Origin of the sequence: Anaeromyxobacter sp. SG66, assembly GCF_022690805.1 — a bacterium.
Lineage (GTDB): Bacteria > Myxococcota > Myxococcia > Myxococcales > Anaeromyxobacteraceae > Anaeromyxobacter > Anaeromyxobacter soli.
The window spans coordinates 1-20,532 of record NZ_JALCZC010000019.1 but is presented as its reverse complement, the minus strand read 5'-3'; the positions used below and the strand labels follow the sequence as shown (position 1 = coordinate 20,532).

Sequence of the window (20,532 nt, the reverse complement as noted above, 5' to 3'; positions counted from 1 at the left end):
GCCATGAAGCGCACGGACGTGGTCGTCGTCGGAGGTGGGCAGGCAGGTCTCGCCGCGAGCCGCTGCCTCCAGGCGCGCGGCGTGGATCATACGGTCCTGGAGCGCGGGCGCGTCGGCGAGCGCTGGCGCTCGGAGCGCTGGGACTCGCTCCGGCTGCTCACCCCCCGCTGGCAGTCGCGGCTCCCGGGCTTCTCCTACCGCGGCCCCGATCCGGACGGGTTCATGTCCCGGCGCGAGGTGATCGGGTACCTCGAGGCGTACGCGCGCTCCTTCGCGGCGCCGGTCGAGGCGGGCGTCGCCGTCCACGCGGTCGAGCGCGACGGCGACGGCTACCGGGTGACGGCCGATCGCGGCGCGTGGCGCGCCCGGAGCGTCATCGTCGCCACCGGTCACTGCGACCGGGCCCACGTCCCACCGCTCGCGGCAGAGCTCCCCGCGGACGTCGTCCAGCTCGTCCCGGCGCGCTACCGGAACCCCCGGGCCCTGCCCGCCGGCGGAGTCCTCGTGGTGGGCGCGTCCGCGACCGGCCTCCAGCTCGCGGACGAGCTCCACCGCTCCGGCCGGCCGGTGACGCTCGCGGTGGGCAGGCACGTCCGGCTGCCCCGGCGCTACCGCGGCCGCGACGTGATGGAGTGGCTCGACGCGACGGGCATCCTCGACGAGGGCGCGGACGCCGTGGCGGACCTCGAGGCGGCCCGCCGCCAGCCGTCCCTCCAGCTCGTCGGCCGCCCCGACCATCGCACGCTCGATCTCGGCGTGCTCCTCGACGAGGGCGTCCGGCTCGTCGGACGGGTCCAGGGCGTCGAGGGCGGCCGCGTGCTCCTCGCCGAGGACCTGGACGAGACGATCGCGGCGGCGGAGCGGCGCCTCGCGCGGCTCCTCGGGCGGATCGAGGCCCACGTCGCGCAGAGCGGCGCGGCGGCGGTTCCGCCGCCGGAGCCCATCCGCGCCATCTCACCGCCCCCTGCCCCGCGCGCGATCGACCTGCGCGCGGACGGGATCCGGACGGTGATCTGGGCCACCGGCTACCGCCGCAGCTACCCCTGGCTGCGCGTGCCGGTGCTCGACGAGCGCGGCGAGATCCGCCACGCGGGCGGCGTCACCCCGGCGCCCGGGCTGTACGTGCTCGGGCTCCAGTTCCTGCGCCGCCGCAACTCGAGCTTCCTCGACGGCGTGGGCAAGGACGCCGCCGTCCTCGTGGATCACCTGGCCACGCGCCTCGCGCGCCGGTCCGCCGCCTGAAGGAGAGGAGAACACCATGACGACCACGACCGCCTCCCTCATCCGCCCCGAGTACGACGCGCTGGTCGTCGGGGCCCGCTGCGCCGGCGCCGCGACCGCGATGCTGCTCGCCCGCGCGGGGCTGCGCGTCCTGGTGGTGGACCGGGATCGCGAGGGGAGCGACACGATCTCGACCCACGCCCTCATGCGCGGCGGCGTGCTCCAGCTCGCGCGGTGGGGGCTCCTCGACCGGCTGCGCGCGACGGGCACCCCCGCCGTTCGCAGCGCGACGTTCCACTACGGGCACGAGGCGCTGCCGTTCGCGGTGAAGCCTCGCGACGGCGTGGATGCGCTCTACGCGCCGCGGCGGACGGTGCTCGACCCGCTCCTCGTCGACGCCGCCCGCGCCGCCGGCGCGCAGGTGGTCCACGGCGCCGCGCTCGCGGAGGTGGTCCGTGGCCCGTCGGGGCGGGTCGAGGGAGCGGTGATCGAAGGGCTCGACGGGAGCCGCGCGCGCGTGGCGGCGTCGATCGTGATCGGCGCCGACGGCGCGCGGTCGAGAGCTGCCCGCCTCGTGAGCGCCCCCACCGAGCGCGCGGGCCGCCACGCGTGCGGAGTGGTCTACGGGCACTGGTCGGGTCTCGAGGTGGAGGGCTATCACTGGTACTACCGCCCCGGCGTGAGCGCCGGCGCCATCCCCACCGGCGACGGGCGCACCTGCGTATTCGCCGCGCTGCCGCGGCCGCGGCTCCTGGACGCGCTGCCCGGAGGCGCGGACGCCGTCTACCGGGAGGTCCTCACCGAGGCTGCGCCCGAGCTCGCCGCCGCGCTCCGAAGCGCCCGCCTCGACGCGAGGCTCCAGCCCTTCCCCGGGATCCCTGGCTTCATGCGCCGTGCGTGGGGACCGGGCTGGGCGCTCGTCGGCGACGCCGGGTACTTCAAGGACCCGATCACCGCCCACGGGATCACGGACGCGCTGCGTGACGCGGAGCTGCTCGCGCGCGCGGTGGTGAGCGGCACCGAGGCCGCGCTGGCCGGCTACCAGACGGCGCGAGACGCGGCGTCGGTGGAGCTGTTCGAGGTCACCGATCGCATCGCCTCGTTCGAGTGGGACCTCGAGGAGGCGAAGGGGTTGCACAAGCTGCTCGCGCGCCACATGGCGAGCGAGGTGGAGCTGCTCGGCACGCTCGACGAGACCTCCGGCGGCGCGACGGGCCCGTCTGCCGCTCTCGGCGTCGCCGGCGGGATCGCAGGTCGCTGAGAGGTCCGAGAGGAGGCGGAGATGACGACGAGCGAAGCGTGGCCGAAGGGTGCTCCTCGCGTCGGTCAGCGGGCGGAGCGTCGGCGGAGAGTCGAAGCCGAGGACATCCGGCGTTTCACGGCGATCAGCGGGGACCGGAACCCGCTCCACTACGACGAGGCGGCCGCGCGCGCCTCGCGCTTCGGCGAGATCATCGTGCAAGGCGGGGTGACGAGCGCGATCCTGAACGCGGTGGTCGCCGAGGATCTGCCCGGGCCGGGGACCGTCTTCCTGCACGTGGACTGGAGCTTCAAGGCCCCGGCGCGCCCGGGGGACACGCTCACCGGCGCGGTCGAGGTGCTGAAGGTGCGAGAAGACAAGCCCATCACCGAGCTCAGGACCACCGTGACGCGCGGTGACGGCGTGGTGGCGCTGGAGGGGACGGCGCTCTGCTACACGGTGCCGCTGTAGAGAAGACCTCGCGTCTCGGGGCTCTCGCGCGCGCACCGCGCGGAACCGAAGCTCCCCGACGCCGAGGGTGAGGTGGTACCGTGGCCGCCAGCGCAGGCGTCGCCGCGGGCCGGGCGCCGGAGATCGCATCGTGCTCGAGCCGGACGTCACGCTCACCGACCTCGGCCTCGCCCTCGAGTGCGCCGCGTTCGCGGTGCTGCTCTCGAGGGAGGGCGGCGCGCGCGCACGGCGGTGGTTCGCCGGGTTCTTCGCGGTGCTCGGCGCTGCGGCGGCGCTGGGCGCGATCGAGCACGGGTTCGTGGCGGACAAGACCTCTTCGGTCGGCGCGGTCGTGTGGAGCGCGACGCTGCTCGCCGTCGGGCTCGGGGCGGTGGCCGGCTGGGGCGCGGGGGCGCGGCTCGTGCTCGGCCGCCGCGCCGCGCGTGCGCTGACGGGCGGGGTCGCGCTGGCGTTCGGCCTCTACGCGGCCGTGGTCCTCGGGGGCGAGCGGCGCTTCGCCGTGGCGATCGCCTTCTACCTGCCGGCGGCGCTCTTCCTCCTCGTGGCCTTCCTGCTCGCCGGCCGGCGCGCCGAGGCGCGCGTGAGCGCCGGCGCCTGGGGCCTCGGGCTGACCTTCGTGGCGGCGGCCATCCAGCAGGGACGCATCGCGCTCCACCCGCGGTACTTCGACCACAACGCCCTCTACCACCTCGTCCAGGCGGTGGGCCTGTACCTCGTCTTCCGCGGCGCCCGGCTCGCGACGCGCCCGGCGGCGACGCCCTGATCGGCGCCGCCGCCCGGGAGCCGGGTCGATCCGCCAGGACGAGGCCGGCGCGCCGTCCGGCCAGCCGCCGGCGGTGGCCTCCGCCACCCGCTCGCGGCTGAGGGGGCGGGTGCTCACATTCGATCCAGTGCGCGACGTCCGTCTGCTGAGCGAATCCCGTGTCGCCGAGCGGTCGCTCGCCGTGCTGGCGACCGGCGCGGCGCTCGCGTTCTGCTACCTCGCGCGCGAGCTCCTCGTCCCGAGCGTGGTCGGGATCATCCTAGCGTTCACCGTGCACCCGGTCGTCGCGGCGCTGGAGCGGCGCAAGGTGCCGCGGTCCGTCGCGGCTCTCCTGGGGACGCTCCTCGCCCTCGCGGTGGTGGCCGCCCTCGTCGCGCTGCTCTGGAACCGCGTCGCGGCCTTCCTCGACGAGCTCCCCAGCTACGAGGGGCGGCTGCGGGAGGCCTCCGCGGCGGTGGCGCGGCGGTTCGTGCACTTCCGCGCGCAGACCGAGCAGATCGCGAAGCCACCGTCGCGGCCGGGCGCGGTGCGCGTGGAAGAGGGGATCCCCTGGGGACAGGTCCTCGTCGGCACCGCGCAGGGCGCGATCGCGGTGGCCGCGGCGTGCACCGTCGCGATCTTCGTCCTCTACTTCGCGCTCGCGGAGGGACCGCGCTACCACGCCAAGTTCCTCGCGCACGCCGGCCGCGATCCCTCCGCGCGCGCCCGCGCGCTCGCGGCGTTCGAGGAGCTCCACCGCGACGTCGAGCAGTACATGCTGAACCGGGTCGGGCTGAACGCGCTCCTCGGGCTCGTCACCTGGGGGATCTACGCCCTGTACGGCCTGGAGCACGCGGCGGTGTGGGGGATGGCCACCGCGCTCCTGCACTTCATCCCGTACGTGGGCCCGGCGATCGGGCTCGCGCTCCCGACGCTCATGGCGCTCCTCCAGTACGGTTCGCTGAAGCACGTCCTCGCCGTCGGCGGGATCTACCTCGCGCTCGTGTCGATCCAGGGGAACGTCGTCGACCCGATCTTCCTCGGCAAGCAGCTCAGGCTGAACTCGCTCGCGGTGTTCCTCGGCTCGCTGTTCTGGTTCTGGGTCTGGGGTCCCATCGGCCTGTTCGTGGCGGTGCCGGTGCTCTCGACCATCCGGATCGCGTGCAAGTACATCCCGCGGGTGGGGTTCATCTCGGACTTCCTCGCGGAGTAGAGCGCGGCGGCCCGTCCGGCTCGCCTGTCTGTAGCATCAGGCACGAAGGGCGCTCCGCCCCCGTTGCCGGCGCATGCGAGAATCGAGAAGGACTGAACATGCGCAAGGCTTCCCTGTTCCGGCTGCTCGACCCCGTATCCGCGGCCATCGCGCGCCAGCTGGCCGGGCCGCGAGGCTGGTTCGGTCGCACCGTCATGACCCGGGTCCTGAACCGCGGGAACCGCGCCCTCATCGAGGCGACGCTGGAGGGCGTCGCGCTCACGCCGGGGCACCGGCTCCTCGACGTCGGCTTCGGCGGGGGCGCCCTGCTCGAGCTCGCGCACGCCCGCGGCGTCCGGAGCCTCGCGGGCGTCGATCCGTCCGACGCGGCGGTGGCGTGGCTGCGCGCGCGGCGCGCGCGGTTCGGCGGGTCCGAGCTCCGCCTGGAGCGCTGCGCCGTCGAGGCGCTCCCCTTCGAGGAGGCGAGCTTCGACGTCGTGGCCTCCACGAACACCGTCTACTTCTGGCCGGACCTCGCCCAGGCCTTCTCCGAGCTGCACCGCGTGCTCCGGCCGGGCGGGCTCCTCACCGTGGGCTTCTCGAGCGCGGCGAAGCTCCGCGAGTTCGGCGGCATCACCCGGCACGGGTTCCGGTTCCACGAGAACGCCGCGCTCGTCGCGGCGGCCGAGGCGGCTGGGTTCAAGGACGTGCGGCTCGTCGAGCTTCACGGTCGAGTCACGCAGGGCGACCTCGTGCTGCGGGCGTGCCGCTGACGCGGTCGTCGCGCGAGCGGACGAGTCCACCTGCGCCACGCCCGGCGTTGCGCCCCGCGCCGGCCGGCGGCGTGCCGGGGCTCGCAGCGGCGCCGCGCGTTGTGTCGATGGGCGGCTCATGCCACTCTCGCGACATCTGTCGCGTTCGAGAGACGACGAGCCGATGAGCCGACTTGAGACCGGAGCTGCCGCGGAGCCGCTCGACGCTCCGTGGCCAGCCGAGCACCTCGAGGTCCTGGGCCGGTGCCCCGCCTGCGCCTCCCCTTCCCGGACGCTCCTCTTCGAAGGGCTGAGCGACCGGATCTTCCGCGCCGCGCCGGGTCGCTGGACGCTCTGGCGCTGCTCGGGCTGCGGCGCGGCCTACCTCGACCCGCGCCCGGACCTCGCCGGGATCGGGCTCGCCTACCGCACCTACTACACGCACGGGGGGACCGCGCCGCGGGACGTCTTCGCCGCTGGCGGTGGGCTCCGGCGGGCCGTGAAGCGGCTCCGCCACCACGCCCACTACAACGCCGCGTTCGGTTACGCGTTGCGACCGGCCGCGCCTCTGGCCCGGTGGGTCGCTCCGCTGAGCGCGGCCGCGCGAGCGCAGGCCGGCCAGCTCATCCGTCACCTGCCCGCGCCGGCGGGTCCCGGGAGCCGGCTGCTCGACGTGGGCTGCGGCAACGGGGACTTCCTGCGCATCGCCCGCCGCCTCGGCTTCGACGTCATGGGGCTTGACCTCGACGCCGCGGCCGTCGCGCGCGCAAGGGGATCGGGGTTCACGGTTCTCGCGGGAACGATCGAGGAGGCCGCGCTCGACCCGGAGAGCTTCGAGCACGTGACCCTCAACCACGTCGTCGAGCACCTGCACGATCCGGTCGGGACTCTCCGCAGGGTGCTCGCGCTGCTTCGGCCGGGCGGACGGGTCTGGGTCCAGACCCCGAACCTGGACGCCGAGGGGCTGAAACGCTTCGGCGCCGACTGGCGCGGCCTCGAGCCGCCGCGCCACCTCACCCTCTTCGACGCGAGCAGCCTGGAGCGCGCGCTCTGCGCCGCCGGCTTCTCCCGGATCGCGCTGCTGCCGCCGAAGCCAGACGGCGCGTACTTCTTCGCGGAGAGCCTCGCCATCCAGCGGGGCGCCCCCGTCGACCGGAGCGAGCGCGCCCTCCGTCGCCGGATCCGCTCCGAGGCGCGCCGCGCCGACCGCGTCGCGCGGCGGCAGCCCGAGCGAGGCGAGTGCATCACCTTCGTCGCGCATCGCCCGGCGTGAGCGCTGCCGAGCAGGGGGCCGCCGGCAGCGGCTTCGTGCGAGAGCCGCCGAAGCGGTCGCAGCGAGCAGACGTCGAGGGGCCGCGAGTACCCCGCCCGCCGTTGCGCCTCGCGCCGGCCGACGGCATGCTGCCGCCGTGCCCACGCTCCGGGACTGGCTCGCCTCGGGACCCTTCACCCTCGCGCTGTCGTCCGGGTTCTTCGGGTTCTACGCGCACGCGGGCGTGGTGCGGGTCCTCGAGGACGAGGGGCTGCTCCCCGCGCGCGTCCTCGGCTCGAGCGCGGGGGCGCTCGTGGGAGGGCTCTGGGCCGCCGGGGTCCCTGCGGGGCGGCTGTGCGAGGAGCTCGTGGCGCTGCGCCGCGAGCACTTCTGGGATCTCCGCCCCGGGCTCGGGCTCCTGCGCGGAGCGCGATTCCGGGCGCGGCTCGAGGCGCTCGCTCCTGCCGGGAGCTTCGAAGAGTGCCGCGTTCCGCTCGCCGTGTCCGTGTTCGACGTCCTCGCGAGGCGCACCGCCGTGCTCGACGATGGCGAGCTCGCTCCGGCGATTCACGCTTCGTGCGCGCTCCCGTTCCTGTTCCAGCCGGTTCGGATCGGGAGACGCCTGTACCTGGACGGCGGCGTCCTGGACCGCCCCGGCCTCGCCGGCGCGCTCGCCGGAGAGCGCGTCCTCTACCATCACCTCACGTCCCGCTCGCCCTGGCGCCGGCGGGGCAGCCCCGCGCTCCGCATCCCGGAGCGCCCGCGCATGCAGGCCGTCGCGCTCCACGGGATCCCGCGCGTGAGCCCGTTCCACCTGGAGCGCGGCCCCGAGGCGATGGAGCGCGCGGCGGAGGGCATGCGGAGCGCGCTCGCGCGCGAGCTGTCGCGGGGGTGATCGCCCCGTCGGGCGACGCGCCTTCGCCGCTCAGTCCCAGGGGCAGGAACGCTGGCACTTCATCCCGGCCGGCGTGACGGGCTCGATCCGGCCGCGGCTGCGGTCGAGCCGCCATGCCTTGCGGGGGCGCGAGAACACGCACCGCGCTCCCGGCGGCACCGGCGGATCGTCGACCAGCGCGACGAAGTCCCGGTCCGGGTTCGCCGCGCCGGCGGGGGTGCAGGCGAAGCCGATCGCGTGGCCGCGGGGGACCTCGACCCGCAGGGCGTCCACCACCCGGTCCTCGCTCCTCAGGAACACGATCGCCTGGCCACGGCGGTTCCAGATCACCCACCCGTACCGCGGGGTCGCTCCGGGCTCGTCGACCAGCCACGTGTCCTGGAGCTTCCACGAGGCGAACTGGCCGCGCCCGGGTTCGGGGAGCGGCTGCCCCACGAGCGCGCGGGGATCGGCGTCCCTGGCCCGCGAGGGGACCGCGACGAGCAAGGCGGCAGCGAGGAGGGTCGCGAGCATCCCCCCATGCTCGCCTGGATCCAGCTCGATGTCTCCGGGTACGGGTGGTGCGCCCTGCGTCAGACAGCGCTAAGGCCCGATTGCGATCGATCCGCGTCAGTGGACGAGAGGTGCGGATTTCACGCCGTCCGGCGTCGCCGCCTTCGCCGCGCACCGCTGGAACTCCGCGAGGTGGTCGATGTAGTCCTGCCGGTCGCGCGGCTTCATCCGATCCGGCAGGAGATCGATCGCACGCTGCTGCATGCGCACCGCCTCCCCGCAGTCCCCGAGGCCCGCGAGCACGCCCGCGACGGTGTCGACGATGGCCGGATCCCAGGGCGCCGCGACGAACGCCTTTTTCGCGAGCGGCAGCGCCTCTCCGGGGCGGCCGCTCCGGAGCAGGTTCCAGGCGAGCGCGTTCAGGGGCTCCGGGTTCTCCGGCGCAGCCGCGACGGCCCGCCGGAGCGCCGCCTCGCGGCCGGACACGTCGGACTCCGGCAGCACGTCACCGAGGAAGAGCCACGCCCGGGCGTCGTCGGCGTGCGCCTCCGTCGCCTTGCGAGCGAGGGCGGCGGGCTCCGCGCCGCGGGAGCGTGCGGCGACGGTGAGCGCCACCACGTTGCCGGGGTCCTCCGCGAGCGCCTCCGTCACCTCGGCGTCGAGCTTCTCCGGGGGCCACCGCATGGCCGACGCGAGCGAGAGGCGGACGTCGTGGACCTCGGCCGGGAGCATCGGCCGCTCGCGGACGGGGTGATCCTTCACGAGGTGGAGGTCGCGGTACCTGAACCTGCCGCGCGCGACATGGCTCCCGAGCTCCGCGTCCAGCGCGTCGGTCGCGCCGGGAACGGCGGGATCCCACTGCGGGAACACGTCTCGCCAGGCGACGTCGGGATCGTCGCCGCGCACGAAGCGCGCCTGGAGCGCGTTGAACTCCACCGGGTGGACGTTGATGAGGTAGTGCACGAGCGCCCACGACACCGCGTACTGAGGCAGCTCCAGCGCGCCGCGAGCGGTGAGCACCTCGCGCACCTTCCCGAAGTACGGGTACACGAGCGCGTGGTAGTGGCGCGGCACGCCTCCGACCGTGGGCGTGTTGCCGAGGCCGCTCGAGCCCACCGTCTCCATGTACGCGGCCATCCCCTCGGCGAACCAGCGCGGCTGGCGCGCGAACGCGCGCGCCGCCATGTAGTGCGTGAGCTCGTGCGCGAGCGTGGTGCGCACGCCGTACGGGAGCGCGCCGTCGAGCACGACGAGCGGCTCGCCGTGGAGCGTGCCGAAGAAGGCGGCCAGGGACGCGGGCGCGAAGCCCAGGAACTCGTCACGCGTCCGGAACACCACCACGCGGATCGTGCCCGGCATCGCCGGCGGAGTGCCGAACAGCGCCGAGCGGAGCGCGAGGTGGAGCATCTCGAGCTCGCGCGTCAGCTCCTGCGCGCCGCGGGAGCCGAGGTCCGTCGTGACGACGAAGTGCTCGGAGCGGACCTCGCGCCAGGGCACGCCGCCTTTCGCCGGGCAGGTGAAGCTCGTCGAGAGGTGGGCGCAGCCGGTCGCGAGGGCGATCACGGCAGCCATTGCGGCACGGGGGACGTTGCGGCGGAGCATGCGGGACAGCCTACCGAGAGTGCACCTTCCGGTTCAACTCTCCGCGAAAATCTGCGAAACGAGCTGGAGGCCGGGTCCGGGACTTCACGGCACTGTTCGTGAGACGACTCCGGGTGATAATGCGTTCGGAGTGCGGCGCGTGCGGCCGAAAACGAGAGGCAGCGTACGTACCCTGCGTGACTGCGCCGCTGATCTATGATCTCCTCGGAGCCCCATGTCGCGCGCACTCGTTGCCTCCGTGGGCTACGTCCTCATCTATGGTGGTTGTTTGGCGGTGCTCCTCACCGCTCCTGGATTCGACGCGAGCGAGGTGGCCGCCGTTCTGCTTCTCCTCGGTGTGGCACCAGCGCTCGCAGCCTGGCTCGCGACGATCGGCGCGACCCCACGGGCGCAGCCGGTGCACGAGCCAGCGCGCGAGCTCTCGTGGATCGCGCTCCTTCTCGTTGCCATCGGCGTGGGGTTTCTCGGCTACGGACTTTCCGCGGTGAGGGCAGCGGTCACCAATGAGCCCGCGCGATCGGTCGCCATTCTCACCGCCAAGTTGGCTGTCATGGTGTGGGTGCCTGCGCTCGTGTTCCGCCGCCTTGGCTACTCGTGGCGGCAGCTGTTCGAGTTCCCAGGACTCGACTGGATCGAGCTGCGGACCCTTCTCGTCATGATGGGGTTGTTCTCGATCATACAGCTTCGATTCGGGCGCGGTCCTCAGGCCATCGGCACGCTCATGGCCGAGTATGAGCTCTCGGCCTGGCAGGTGATCGCGATGGCGTTACCGGTTTGGGCCTGGCTGGCGGTCGAAGCAGGGCTCGTGGAGGAGTTCCTGTTTCGTGCGCTGCTCCAGTCGCGCATGGCGGCGTGGCTGCGATCGCCTGTCGCTGGTGTGCTGGGAATGTCAGTCCTCTTCGCGCTCGCGCACGCGCCGGGGTACGTGCTGCGAGGCGCACACACCGTGGAAGGCATGGCCAGGCCGCCGGAGGTGCTCAGCGCCGCTGCCTACGCGATGGTCATGTTGTCCCCCATCGGTGTCGCGTTCGGCATACTCTGGGCGCGCACCCGGAACCTCACGCTCGTGGTCGTGCTGCACGGCTGGGGGGATCTCATCCCCAACCTCGCCCCTCTGATCCGCGCTTTCGCGAGCTGATCCGGGCGCGCGCCCGGCCGTCGTCGTCAGAGGTCCAGCCTCGCGGGAGCGCACCGCCGGTTGCGGAGTGCGTCAGCGTCGCGAGAGCCAAGCACGCGTAACTCCGCGATTGACGCGCGTGATGCGCGTCGGCCGTGTACCGCGATTACTCTGGGTCGGGGCGCTCTACCGCGATTACTCTGGGTCGGGGCGCTCTGGGGTCGGGGCGCTCTGACTTCCGTCTGGCGCTCCACGGGATCCGCGCGCGCGGGCTCCGGCAGGGCGCCGGGGCAGGCCCGGCGCGGGCCTGGTCCTGCGGCCTCAAGACCAGGCGTGGATGCGGCGGGCCGCGACCGCCACGCCGCCGAGCGCGGCGGCCGCATCCACGCCGACGACGCAGAACTCCGGGGCGGGCCCGAGCACCAGCTGCCGCTGCCAGCTCTCGCCGGGAGGGAGCCTCGCGAGGAACTCCGTGTAGGGGACTCCGTCGGGCTTCGAGCACCACGTCGTGCGGTCGAGGGCCCCTTCACCGCCCGGAGCGACGAGGCGGTAGAGGCCGCCATGGCCTCCGCCCGCGAGCCGCGCGGCCGCGTCGTGTGGGTCGCGGCGGGCGCCGGAGACGGCGGCCTCGTTGAGCGCCCCGAGCGCGGCGAAGTCGTCCACGAGGTACCAGTCCTCGAACGCGCGCGGGACCGCCAGCCACGGCGCGGCCTCCACCTCGTACACGCGCGAGGCGCGCAGGCCGGGAGGAGCGTTGGACGCGAGGGCGCGGTGAAAGGCGACGAGAGACTCGACGTAGCGCCCGGCGTCCACCGTCGGCGCCGGCCAGTGCCAGAAGAGGTACGCGAGCATGTCCTCGTCTGTACTGGACCGAACGCTCCGGTCGCAACCTCCTGAGCGTCGTACGGTCTCGCGCCGGGAGCGTGGAGGGCGACGAGGAAGAAGCGGCGCCAGCGGAGGAGAAGACGCTAGGGCCCCGGCGGCACCGGCGAGCAGCTCCCGGCACGGCAGCTGCCACCCGGGCACTGTGAGTCCATCGAGCACTCCGGAACCCCCGGCGGCAAGGACGAGCACGCTCCCATCCGGCAGGAGCCGCCGGGACATTCGGAGTCGAGGGCGCAAGGCATGTGCTCGCGCGAGGCGTACGAGCACACGCCGAGCTGGCAGCGCCCACCGGGGCAGTCGGAGTCGATCGAGCACTCCTCGTGCGTGTCCGGCGCGGCGGCCGTCTTGCCGTGTCCCGCCGCGACGCATGCCACGGACGCCGCGATGGGGAACATCAGGGCGCAGGCGATCAACCGAAAGTTCATGGCCATCTCCGCTTCGAGCCAACCCGCCTCCGCTCGAAAGGTTACCGCAGTCTTCGGGGTACGAGAGACGACCTCGAACGCTCATCCCTTCGTCGCGCTCCATGCGAGATGATTGACGAGCCCGAAGTCGGTCGGGCGTGCGTCGCGTGAACGACGGAACGGTTATCGTGCTTCACCGTCTGTGGTCTTCTTCGGGATTACCGGGCGTCGGTGGGGGACGAATGACACGCGATCGGGTGCAGGATCCGGCGGCGCCTCGCGACATCGTGCCCTGGTCGAGCGTCCGGGACTGGGCGCCCATCGCGGCGCTCCTCGGACGGAACGTCGCCGCGCTGCGGGGCGAGGTCGCGGCGCTGCCGGACGGGATCGAGGGCGTCGCGCTCCTCGAAGACGGCACGCCGGCCGCCGTGGGGCTGTGGGTCGCGAAGGGCCTCACGGAGACGGGCCGGTGCGCGCTCACGTGGCTCGCGGGACCGGCGCCGGGGGCGCTCGCGATCGTGGACGAGATGGAGGCGCGCGCGCGGAGCGCGCAGGCGCGGACGCTTCGCGTCGTCGAGCGCGACGCCCCCGGCGTCGGTGCGAAGCTCGAGGCGCGGGGCTACCAGCCGGCGGACGCCGTCGTCGGCATGCGCCGCACGCGCCCGCGGCCGCCGCTCGCGCTGCCCGCCGGTCTCGCGGAGGTCGGCCTCGAGCAGGTCGGGCTCGACGCCTGGGCGGCGCTCGAGAACGACGCGTTTGCCGGGGTCGGATTCACGGTCCCCGTCACCGCGGAGGACGGTGCACGCATCGTGGCGGCGCCAGGGTTCGACCCGAAGCTCCTGCGGTTCGTCGTCGACGCTGACGGCGCCGTCGGCCTGCTGCGCGGCGTCGTGGCGCCCGAGCGCGAGGGGGAGGACGAGGTGGAGACGATCGCGGTCGCGTCGCGCGCGCGGCGTCGCGGACTCGGGCGATGGCTGCTGCGCCGGTGCGAGGCGCTGCTCGACGCGGCCTGCGCACGCGAGGTCGTGCTGCGCGTCGCGGCATCGAACGCGCCGGCGCTCGCGCTCTACCGCGCGGAGGCGTGGGTCGAGCGGTGGCGGCGGGGCGCGTGGGAGCGGGCGCTCTGACGCGTTCGCATGCGGCGCCAGTTCGAACCCGGCTTCCCGCTCCAACTCTCGAGGCCGGAACCTGGTGGCTTGGTCGCCCCTACGTTCCGGCCTCTCTCTTGCTGTCCGAGGCTCCTTGAGCCGGTCGGCAACGTTGTGACGTTCGTTCGCCACGAGTGGCTTCTTGAGGCTGGCGCGGCCGTTGCCGTCAGGATCGAGCGAGCTAGCGACGCCCAGAGTCAGTCACTACGTTCCTTCAGCGCGACGTTTCACCCATGGGGGAGACGATGGCTCAGGCGATAGTTCACAAGTCGGGTGAGGGTAGGGCCTTCTGGATGCTCGGAGGGCTCTACGAAGTCCTGCTGTCGAGCGACGAGTCGAATGGCGAGGCGACGGTCATGCAGATGACCATGCCCGCAGGCATGGGGCCGCCTGCACACGTTCACCGTCGCGTTGTGGAAACCGTGTACGTCGTCGAGGGAACGCTCACGTTGCACGTCGACGGGAAGAAGCTCGAGTGCGGGCCCGGATCGCTGATCCGCATCCCCGCCGACAAGCTCGAGCACTTCGAGCCTACGAGCAAGCTCCGCGTGGTCGTGACCTACGAGCCGGGTGGGATCGACAAGTTCTTCGCCGAAGCGGGCGAGCCGGCGCAGCGGCGCGAGATTCCTCCGGCGCCGACTTCGCCGCCGGACGTGGATAGGTTGACCAAGCTCGGCGCTCGCTACGGTCTCGAAATCCAGACGTCCGCGTGACTCTCGATCAGTACTCCGCCAGTTCACGCTGGCGTCGCCCGCGCGCGCGTCCCAGTCGCTGCCGTTGACGCTCCAGCGCTGACCGACGCAGGGAGGCGCCTCGTCGAGGGCGCCGGCCCGGCGCTGGGACAGGTACGACTTCGAGCCGATGGTGGAGGAGCAGCTCCGCACCGGCCAACTGCAGCGGGTCCTCGAGCCCTACGCCTCTGCCGTGCCTGGCTTCTTCCTGTACTTTCCCAGCCGCGCGCAGCGCTCCCCGCCGCTGCGGCTCTTCATCCAGACCGCGAGGGAGTTGGCCGTACGGGCAGCGTGAGCCGCTCACCCGTGGCGCACGACGGTTGGTGGCAGGCATCAGGAGCCTTGCCGGGAATCGTAGGGGGCGCCGCGACTTCGGAACGAACGCCGAGCCGGAACCCTCAGTCCACAAAGCAGAGGGGTCCCGCCTCTCGACGGAACCCCTCGGAAGAACTGGAGCGGGAAACCGGGTTCGAACCGGCGACCCTCAGCTTGGGAAGCTGATGCTCTACCAACTGAGCTATTCCCGCGTCGCGGACCAGTTTTTGCCGTGAAGGGGCCCGGGAGTCAAGGAGTTCGGCCGGGTGGAGCCGCCCGGGGCATGCGGGGTGCGTGGGCGCCGCCGACCGGCTAGAACGGCAGCCGTGAGCGACGAAATCCGGCGGCGGATCGAGGACGGGGTGGCGGCGCTGCGGGCGCGCTTCGGCGAGAAGCTGCGGGCGACGCCCTCGCTCTCCGACGCCGCGCCGCAGGGGGACGGGCCGCGGAACCGGCACGGCATGCCGAAGGAGCCGCCGGGCCAGAACGTCTTCGAGAAGTCGGAGTGGCCGGTGCTCGATCTCGGCGAGACGCCGGAGATCGCGCCCGAGCGCTGGCGGCTCGTGGTGGACGGGGCCTGCGAGGCGCCGCTCACGCTCTCCTTCGCCGAGCTGATGGCGCTCCCGCAGGAGGACGTGGAGGCCGACTTCCACTGCGTGACCGGCTGGTCGGTCCTGGACCTCGCCTTCCGCGGCGTGCGGCTCGAGACCGTCCTCGCGCTCGCGCGGCCGCTCGCGGAGGCGACCCACCTCATGGCGCACGCGTCCGACGGCTACTCCACCAACCTGCCGCTCGAGGAGGCGCTCAAGCCCGACGTCCTCCTCGTCCACGCGGTCGAGGGCGCGCCGCTCCCGCGGGCGCACGGCGGGCCGGTGCGCGTGGTGACGCCCCAGCTATACGCCTGGAAGGGCGCGAAGTGGGTCTCGCGCCTCGAGCTCATGACCCACGACCGGCGCGGCTACTGGGAGATCCGCGGGTACTCGAACACCGCGTACCCGTGGCGCGACGACCGGATGTGGTGAGCTCGGCTACTTCTTCTTCGCGAAGCGGCGGAAGAAGGCCACGATCTGCTTCTCGGCGTCCTTCCAGCCGATCTCCGGGGCGGGCTCGTCCTCCTCGCCCTCGATCCAGATCCCGCCGCAGGACTCGCAGGTGTCGTAGGTGACGGCGCGCTTCTCGCCGCCCTCGACCACCACGAGATCGACGTTACAGGCCGGGCACATCCCCGCGATCTCGTCCGCGTTCACGTAGCCGCCGAGCGCCGACAGCGCCGGCAGGTTCGCGTGCAGCAGCATCTTGTTCAGGTCCGCGACATCCACCACCCAGACTCCGCCGCACTCGCCGCAGCGGTGCACCACGCTGTCCTCGTGGGAAATCTCGGCCATCTCGACGCTGCACCGCGGGCAATCCATGACGGAAACGGGTCCTCCTTGGGACCGTGAAGCACGAGGATCAGGAAAGGGATCCGAGCGAAGCGCCGGAGCTATCCAGGAAACCCCCGGATACTAGGCAGAAGGCCCGGGACCTTTCAACGGACTTTCGGCGCTGCCGCCTCGCCGCATACCCGGCGAAGGGCGGCGATCAGCCGGCGCAGGCGCTCCGCGTGGAGCTTCAGGGCCACCCGGTTCACCACCAGGCGCGCGGAGACGTCGAGGACCGTCTCCTCGATGACGAGCCCGTTCGCGCGAAGGGTCTCCCCGGTCTCGGTGATATCGACGATGGCGTCGGCGAGGCCGAGCGAAGGGGCGACCTCGATGGAGCCGTGGAGCGGGATGATCTCCGCCGGGATGCCCTTCTTCGCGAAGTGGTGGGCGGCGAGCGAGAGGTACTTGGTGGCGACGCGGGGCGCGACCCCGCGGGGGAGGGGCTTCGCGTCCCGGTGCCGGGCCACGATCACCGTGCAGCGGCCGATCCCGAGGTCGAGCGGCTCGTACAGGTCGCGCGGCTCCTCCCGCAGGATGTCGAGCCCCACGATGCCGACCGCCGCCGCCCCGTGCTCCACGTAGCTCGCCACGTCCGCGGCCCGGATGGAGATGAAGCGCAGCCCCGCCTCGGGCGCGTCGGCGGCGAGCTTGCGCGTCCCGTCGAGGAGCTTCTTCGGGGAGACGCCGAGGGCGCGCTCGAAGAGCGCCGACGACTCCTCCAGCAGCCGGCCCTTCGGGACCGCGACCGTGATGATCTCGCCGTTCACGCCTTCTCCCGCCGGATGCGCGCGCCGAGGGGCGCGAGCTTCTCCTCGATCCGTTCGTAGCCGCGATCCAGATGGTACACGCGATGGACCTCGGTCGTGCCCTGCGCGGCGAGGCCGGCGAGGACGAGCGCCGCCGAGGCGCGCAGGTCGGAGGCCATCACCGGCGCCCCGGAGAGCCCCGGCACGCCCTTCACCACCGCGGTCTTCCCGTCGACGGCGATGTCTGCGCCGAGCCGCTGCAGCTCGTGCACGTGCATGAAGCGGTTCTCGAAGACGGTCTCGGTGATCTTCGACGACCCGTCGGCGAGGCAGAGCAGCACCATCATCTGCGCCTGCATGTCGGTGGGGAAGCCGGGGTGCGGGGCGGTGCGGACGTCCACCGGGCGCGGGCGGCCGTCGCCGACCACGCGCAGCCCGCCCTCCACCGGCAGGACCTGGGCGCCGACCGCCCGGAGCTTCTCGACGAGCGCCTCCACGTGCGCCGGGACGCAGCCCTTCACCGTCACGTCGCCGCCGGGCAGCGCGCCCGCGACGAGGAACGTGCCCGCCTCGATGCGGTCAGCGATCACGACGTGGTCGATCGGCCGGAGCGACTCGACGCCCTCGATCCAGATGTCGTCGGTGCCGTCGCCCTCGATGCGGGCGCCCATGCCGCGGAGCGCGTTCGCGAGGTCCACGATCTCCGGCTCGCGCGCGCAGTTCCGGAGCAGCGTCTCGCCCTCGGCGAGCACCGCCGCCATCATGACGTTCTCGGTGCCGGTGACGGTCTGGCCGTCGAAGGTGAAGGTCGCGCCCCGGAGCCGGCCGCGCGGCGCGGTCGCCTCGACGTAGCCGTGCTCGAGGTGGATCTCGGCGCCGAGCGCGGCGAGGCCCTTGAGGTGCTGGTCGATCGGCCGCGCGCCGATGGCGCACCCGCCCGGCATGGACACGCGCGCCTTGCCCCAGCGCGCGACGAGCGGGCCGAGCACGACGACCGAGGCGCGCATCGTCTTCACGAGCTCGTACGGCGCCTCCGGCTGCACGGCGGCCGGGACGCGGATCCACAGGGCGCCCTTCTCGCCCGCGTTCCGCTCGGCCTGGCAGCCCATGTGGCCGAGCAGCCGCCCGAGCGTGCGGACGTCCGCGAGATCGGGGACGTTGCGGATGCGGTGCTCACCCTCGGCGAGGAGGGAGGCAGCGATGATGGGGAGGGCCGCGTTCTTCGCGCCGGAGGCCTCGACGCTGCCACGCAGCGGGACGCCGCCTTCGATGAGGATCTTGTCCAATTCCACTCCGTGCCCGCGGCGCGCGCCGCGGGTGTTGCACCGCGCGTGACAGCGCGGGCCCGTCGGGCCCAGACCGGGCGTCGAGGCGGGCGGATTCTACGCCGGGTGGGGCCCGCCCGCCATGTGGGCCACCACCAGCCTGGGCAGCCCGGCGTGGTCCCGGCGGGCCTCCGCACGCTCGAAGCCGGCCTGCAGGCACAGGCTCGGCAGCTCGGCGAGGTGGCCCTCGTGCATCTCCAGCACGAGCGTTCCCCCGGGGACGAGCCGCGCCGGTGCGCCGGCGACGATGCGGCGGAGGAGCGCGAGTCCGTCGGCCCCCCCGTCGAGCGCGATGCACGGCTCGCGCCGCACCTCGCGGGAGAGCCCGGCGAGCTCGCCCGTCGGAACGTAGGGCGGATTGGAGACGATCACCTCGAACAGCGCGTCCCCGTGGACCGCCGCCCACAGGTCGCCGTGGGAGAACTCGACCACGGCGCCGAGCCGGGCCGCGTTCTCCCGCGCCACGGCGAGGGCGCCCTCCGAGGCGTCGGTCGCGAGGACGCGCGCGTCCGGCCGCTCGAGGGCGACGCTGACGGCGATCGCGCCGGAGCCGGTGCAGAGGTCGAGGAGCCGCCCGCCCGGCGGCAGCGCCGCGAGCGCCGCCTCGACGAGGAGCTCGGTCTCGGGGCGCGGGACGAGCACCCGCGCGTCCACCGCGAACGCCCGGCCGTAGAACTCTCTCTTGCCGACGAGGTAGGCGGTGGGCTCGCCCTCGCCGCGGCGGCGGACGAGCTCGCGGTAGGCGGCGAGCTCGGGCTCGCCGAGCGGCTTGTCGAAGTCGAGGTAGAGCCGGACCCGATCGCAGGAGAGCGCGTGCGCGAGGAGCACCTCCGCCGTGAGGCGCGGCGAGTCGACGCCCTTCTTCGCGAAGAACTCCTGGGTCCAGGCCAGGAGCTTCAGAGGGGTCCAGGACGTGGTGATCATGCGGGGGCCGCGCCCCCGTCCCCGCGCGCCGGGAGCGCCTGTTCACGCGTCGTCATCGGTGGCGGGGGGTGGGGCTCACGCGCGCCGCTCCGCGGCGCCCTCGGCGGCGTTCCCGCGCGACGCCTCGCGCAGGGCCGCCGCGGCGTAGAACGTGCGGCACGCGTCGATGACGTCCTGGACGTCGCCGTCCATCACGGCGGGCAGGTTGTGCCGGGTGTAGTTGACGCGGTGGTCGGTGAGCCGGTCCTGCGGGAAGTTGTAGGTCCGGATCTTCTCGGAGCGGTCGCCCGTGCCGACCTGGCTCTTCCGCGCCGCGTCGCGCGCGCTGCGCTGCTTCTCGAGCTCGATCTCGTAGAGCTTCGCGCGGAGCATGCGCATCGCCATGTTGCGGTTCTTGAGCTGGCTCTTCTCCTGCTGGCACTTCACGATGATGCCGGTCGGCTTGTGCGTGAGGCGCACGGCCGAGTCCGTCGTGTTGACGCTCTGGCCGCCCGAGCCGGTGGAGCGGAACACGTCCATCTCGATGTCGGCGGGGCTCACCTGGATGTCGATGTCCTCGGCCTCGGGCATCACCGCGACGGTCACCGTCGAGGTGTGGATGCGCCCCTGCGCCTCGGTGGCGGGCACGCGCTGCACGCGGTGCACGCCCGACTCGTACTTGAGCCAGGAGTAGACCTGGTCGCCGGCGATGTTGACGGTGACGTCCTTCACGCCGCCCAGGTTGCCGCCCGAGCTGTCCGCGACCTCGGCGCGCCAGCCTCGCCGCTCGGCGTAGCGGAGGTACATGCGCAGCAGCTCCGCTGCGAACAGCCCGGCCTCGTCGCCGCCCGCGCCGGCGCGGATCTCGAGGATGACGTCCTTCTCGTCGGCCGGGTCCCTCGGCACGAGGTAGATCTTGAGCTGCTCCTCGGCGGGATCGACCTGCGGGCGGAGCAGGGCGAGCTCCTCCTTCGCCATCTCGCGCAGCTCGGGGTCCTTCTCCGCCAGCAGCGCCTCGTTGTCCTCGATGTCCTTCACGAGCCGCCGGTAGGCGCGGAGCGCCTCCACGGTGGGCTCGAGCGACGCGCGCTCCTTGGACACCTTGCGGAAGCGGTCGCCGCTCGACGCGACGCCGGGATCCGACAGGAGCGCGGTGAGCTCCTCGAAGCGCTGCTCGATCGCCTCGAGCTTCTTCAGGACTTCCTGGGACAGCATGGGGGCACGTTCTTAACCGCTCCGGGCCTCGCCCGGCAAGGCGCACGGGGCGTAGGGCGCGGCGGAGCGCCGCCTTTGCGCGGCGTCGGCGCGGGAGGGATGATGCGCGCCCGTGGACGGACGGATCGTCATCCGGAACGGGATCGTGCCCCCGGCGGGCGCGGGCGCGACCGTCGTGGTGGAGGGGCGGCGCATCGTCCTCGTCGCGCCGCCGGGCCGGCGGGTCGAGGGGCGGCCGGGCGACTGGGACGTGGACGCGGACGGGCGGCTGGTGGTGCCCGGGATGATCGACGCGCACACCCACCTCGCCCTCGGGTCGCTGCAGCGGCTGGCGGGGCTCCCCGGGCGCCCCCCGCCCACGATCTCCGATCTGCGCGCCGGCCTCCGCGGCCGGGCCGAGCGCCGCGCCACCCCGGAGCGCCTCGGGGCGCTGGCGCGGGCGGGCGCGCTCGCCGCCCTG

22 protein-coding genes, 1 tRNA gene and 1 pseudogene are annotated in these 20,532 nt (G+C 73.4%); 14 read left to right on the top strand and 10 right to left on the bottom strand.

Going from position 1 to position 20,532, the window contains the following annotated elements; translation table 11 throughout:
• Positions 1-3 precede the first annotated feature (3 nt).
• From MNZ39_RS08180 to MNZ39_RS08145, 8 genes are all read left to right on the top strand, one after another.
• A complete protein-coding gene (locus MNZ39_RS08180) occupies positions 4-1,242 on the top strand; it encodes an NAD(P)/FAD-dependent oxidoreductase (protein ID WP_242337228.1) in 1,239 nt (412 codons plus the stop codon).
• Positions 1,243-1,258: 16 nt separating this feature from the next.
• The gene (locus tag MNZ39_RS08175) at positions 1,259-2,482 is read left to right on the top strand and encodes an NAD(P)/FAD-dependent oxidoreductase (protein WP_242337226.1); all 1,224 of its coding nucleotides are present in this window, start codon (positions 1,259-1,261) and stop codon (positions 2,480-2,482) included.
• A gap of 21 nt (positions 2,483-2,503) precedes the next feature.
• Positions 2,504-2,932: a MaoC family dehydratase gene (locus MNZ39_RS08170; protein WP_242337224.1), complete on the top strand. Its 429-nt coding sequence runs from the start codon at positions 2,504-2,506 to the stop codon at positions 2,930-2,932.
• A 130-nt stretch (positions 2,933-3,062) separates the two neighbouring features.
• Positions 3,063-3,695, top strand: coding sequence for a hypothetical protein (locus tag MNZ39_RS08165; protein WP_242337222.1), 633 nt, complete (start codon positions 3,063-3,065; stop codon positions 3,693-3,695).
• A 181-nt stretch (positions 3,696-3,876) separates the two neighbouring features.
• Positions 3,877-4,887 carry an AI-2E family transporter gene (locus tag MNZ39_RS08160; protein ID WP_242337220.1) on the top strand — a complete coding sequence of 337 codons (1,011 nt, stop codon included), beginning with the start codon at positions 3,877-3,879 and terminating at the stop codon, positions 4,885-4,887.
• Positions 4,888-4,985: 98 nt separating this feature from the next.
• On the top strand, positions 4,986-5,639 hold the full coding sequence (locus MNZ39_RS08155; protein WP_242337294.1) for a class I SAM-dependent methyltransferase: 654 nt from the start codon (positions 4,986-4,988) through the stop codon (positions 5,637-5,639).
• A gap of 163 nt (positions 5,640-5,802) precedes the next feature.
• Positions 5,803-6,891, top strand: coding sequence for a bifunctional 2-polyprenyl-6-hydroxyphenol methylase/3-demethylubiquinol 3-O-methyltransferase UbiG (locus tag MNZ39_RS08150; protein ID WP_242337218.1), 1,089 nt, complete (start codon positions 5,803-5,805; stop codon positions 6,889-6,891).
• A 136-nt stretch (positions 6,892-7,027) separates the two neighbouring features.
• Entirely contained in the window at positions 7,028-7,765 is a 738-nt protein-coding gene (locus MNZ39_RS08145; protein WP_242337216.1) for a patatin-like phospholipase family protein, read from the top strand.
• Between the two features lie 30 nt (positions 7,766-7,795).
• On the opposite strand, the gene MNZ39_RS08140 is transcribed toward MNZ39_RS08145, so the two are convergent.
• Both MNZ39_RS08140 and MNZ39_RS08135 read right to left on the bottom strand, forming a co-directional pair.
• The gene (locus MNZ39_RS08140) at positions 7,796-8,278 is read right to left on the bottom strand and encodes a hypothetical protein (protein WP_242337213.1); all 483 of its coding nucleotides are present in this window, start codon (positions 8,276-8,278) and stop codon (positions 7,796-7,798) included.
• A gap of 96 nt (positions 8,279-8,374) precedes the next feature.
• Complete coding sequence (locus tag MNZ39_RS08135; RefSeq protein WP_242337211.1) at positions 8,375-9,829, bottom strand: hypothetical protein; 1,455 nt, start codon at positions 9,827-9,829, stop codon at positions 8,375-8,377.
• A 268-nt stretch (positions 9,830-10,097) separates the two neighbouring features.
• Between MNZ39_RS08135 and MNZ39_RS24875 the strand changes: the two genes are divergently transcribed.
• A complete protein-coding gene (locus MNZ39_RS24875; protein WP_242337209.1) occupies positions 10,098-10,997 on the top strand; it encodes a CPBP family intramembrane glutamic endopeptidase in 900 nt (299 codons plus the stop codon).
• 300 nt (positions 10,998-11,297) lie between these two features.
• Here the strand turns inward: MNZ39_RS24875 and MNZ39_RS08125 are convergent, their stop codons facing one another.
• Both MNZ39_RS08125 and MNZ39_RS08120 read right to left on the bottom strand, forming a co-directional pair.
• Entirely contained in the window at positions 11,298-11,828 is a 531-nt protein-coding gene (locus tag MNZ39_RS08125; RefSeq protein WP_242337207.1) for a hypothetical protein, read from the bottom strand.
• 116 nt (positions 11,829-11,944) lie between these two features.
• The gene (locus tag MNZ39_RS08120) at positions 11,945-12,286 is read right to left on the bottom strand and encodes a hypothetical protein (protein WP_242337205.1); all 342 of its coding nucleotides are present in this window, start codon (positions 12,284-12,286) and stop codon (positions 11,945-11,947) included.
• A gap of 221 nt (positions 12,287-12,507) precedes the next feature.
• Here MNZ39_RS08120 and MNZ39_RS08115 point away from each other — a divergent pair, with 221 nt between their 5' ends.
• The 3 genes and pseudogenes from MNZ39_RS08115 to MNZ39_RS08105 form a co-directional block, all read left to right on the top strand.
• A complete protein-coding gene (locus MNZ39_RS08115; protein WP_242337203.1) occupies positions 12,508-13,392 on the top strand; it encodes an N-acetyltransferase in 885 nt (294 codons plus the stop codon).
• 254 nt (positions 13,393-13,646) lie between these two features.
• Positions 13,647-14,126 (top strand): cupin domain-containing protein, encoded by a 480-nt coding sequence (locus tag MNZ39_RS08110; RefSeq protein WP_242337202.1) that lies wholly within the window; start codon positions 13,647-13,649, stop codon positions 14,124-14,126.
• 133 nt (positions 14,127-14,259) lie between these two features.
• Positions 14,260-14,439: pseudogene (locus MNZ39_RS08105) on the top strand (LysR family transcriptional regulator); the annotation flags it as partial.
• Positions 14,440-14,595: 156 nt separating this feature from the next.
• On the opposite strand, the gene MNZ39_RS08100 reads toward MNZ39_RS08105, so the two are convergent.
• Positions 14,596-14,671 (bottom strand) — tRNA-Gly (locus MNZ39_RS08100).
• Positions 14,672-14,785: 114 nt separating this feature from the next.
• Here MNZ39_RS08100 and MNZ39_RS08095 point away from each other — a divergent pair.
• The gene (locus MNZ39_RS08095) at positions 14,786-15,481 is read left to right on the top strand and encodes a sulfite oxidase-like oxidoreductase (RefSeq protein WP_242337200.1); all 696 of its coding nucleotides are present in this window, start codon (positions 14,786-14,788) and stop codon (positions 15,479-15,481) included.
• A gap of 6 nt (positions 15,482-15,487) precedes the next feature.
• On the opposite strand, the gene MNZ39_RS08090 is transcribed toward MNZ39_RS08095, so the two are convergent.
• The 5 genes from MNZ39_RS08090 to prfA all read right to left on the bottom strand — a co-directional run bounded on the left by MNZ39_RS08090 (position 15,488) and on the right by prfA (position 20,072).
• Complete coding sequence (locus tag MNZ39_RS08090) at positions 15,488-15,871, bottom strand: zf-TFIIB domain-containing protein (RefSeq protein WP_242337198.1); 384 nt, start codon at positions 15,869-15,871, stop codon at positions 15,488-15,490.
• Positions 15,872-15,987: 116 nt separating this feature from the next.
• The gene (gene hisG, locus MNZ39_RS08085) at positions 15,988-16,650 is read right to left on the bottom strand and encodes an ATP phosphoribosyltransferase (RefSeq protein WP_242337196.1); all 663 of its coding nucleotides are present in this window, start codon (positions 16,648-16,650) and stop codon (positions 15,988-15,990) included.
• On the bottom strand, positions 16,647-17,915 hold the full coding sequence (gene murA, locus MNZ39_RS08080) for a UDP-N-acetylglucosamine 1-carboxyvinyltransferase (protein ID WP_242337195.1): 1,269 nt from the start codon (positions 17,913-17,915) through the stop codon (positions 16,647-16,649). The genes hisG and murA overlap by 4 nt, the downstream gene beginning before the upstream one ends.
• 96 nt (positions 17,916-18,011) lie before the next feature.
• Complete coding sequence (gene prmC, locus MNZ39_RS08075) at positions 18,012-18,878, bottom strand: peptide chain release factor N(5)-glutamine methyltransferase (RefSeq protein WP_242337193.1); 867 nt, start codon at positions 18,876-18,878, stop codon at positions 18,012-18,014.
• Between the two features lie 75 nt (positions 18,879-18,953).
• The gene (prfA, locus tag MNZ39_RS08070; protein WP_242337190.1) at positions 18,954-20,072 is read right to left on the bottom strand and encodes a peptide chain release factor 1; all 1,119 of its coding nucleotides are present in this window, start codon (positions 20,070-20,072) and stop codon (positions 18,954-18,956) included.
• Between the two features lie 112 nt (positions 20,073-20,184).
• Between prfA and MNZ39_RS24870 the strand changes: the two genes are divergently transcribed.
• The coding region (locus MNZ39_RS24870) for an amidohydrolase family protein (protein WP_242337187.1) at positions 20,185-20,532 on the top strand (348 nt) is incomplete at its 3' end.

Coding starts and splice junctions, on each gene's coding strand:
- MNZ39_RS08180 (WP_242337228.1), top strand. CDS start 4: ATGAAGCGCACGGACGTGGTCGTCGTCGGAGGTGGGCAGGCAGGTCTC.
- MNZ39_RS08175 (WP_242337226.1), top strand. CDS start 1,259: ATGACGACCACGACCGCCTCCCTCATCCGCCCCGAGTACGACGCGCTG.
- MNZ39_RS08170 (WP_242337224.1), top strand. CDS start 2,504: ATGACGACGAGCGAAGCGTGGCCGAAGGGTGCTCCTCGCGTCGGTCAG.
- MNZ39_RS08155 (WP_242337294.1), top strand. CDS start 4,986: ATGCGCAAGGCTTCCCTGTTCCGGCTGCTCGACCCCGTATCCGCGGCC.
- MNZ39_RS08150 (WP_242337218.1), top strand. CDS start 5,803: ATGAGCCGACTTGAGACCGGAGCTGCCGCGGAGCCGCTCGACGCTCCG.
- MNZ39_RS08140 (WP_242337213.1), bottom strand. CDS start 8,278: ATGCTCGCGACCCTCCTCGCTGCCGCCTTGCTCGTCGCGGTCCCCTCG.
- MNZ39_RS08135 (WP_242337211.1), bottom strand. CDS start 9,829: ATGGCTGCCGTGATCGCCCTCGCGACCGGCTGCGCCCACCTCTCGACG.
- MNZ39_RS08125 (WP_242337207.1), bottom strand. CDS start 11,828: ATGCTCGCGTACCTCTTCTGGCACTGGCCGGCGCCGACGGTGGACGCC.
- MNZ39_RS08120 (WP_242337205.1), bottom strand. CDS start 12,286: ATGAACTTTCGGTTGATCGCCTGCGCCCTGATGTTCCCCATCGCGGCG.
- MNZ39_RS08115 (WP_242337203.1), top strand. CDS start 12,508: ATGACACGCGATCGGGTGCAGGATCCGGCGGCGCCTCGCGACATCGTG.
- MNZ39_RS08110 (WP_242337202.1), top strand. CDS start 13,647: ATGGGGGAGACGATGGCTCAGGCGATAGTTCACAAGTCGGGTGAGGGT.
- MNZ39_RS08090 (WP_242337198.1), bottom strand. CDS start 15,871: ATGGATTGCCCGCGGTGCAGCGTCGAGATGGCCGAGATTTCCCACGAG.
- prmC (WP_242337193.1), bottom strand. CDS start 18,878: ATGATCACCACGTCCTGGACCCCTCTGAAGCTCCTGGCCTGGACCCAG.
- prfA (WP_242337190.1), bottom strand. CDS start 20,072: ATGCTGTCCCAGGAAGTCCTGAAGAAGCTCGAGGCGATCGAGCAGCGC.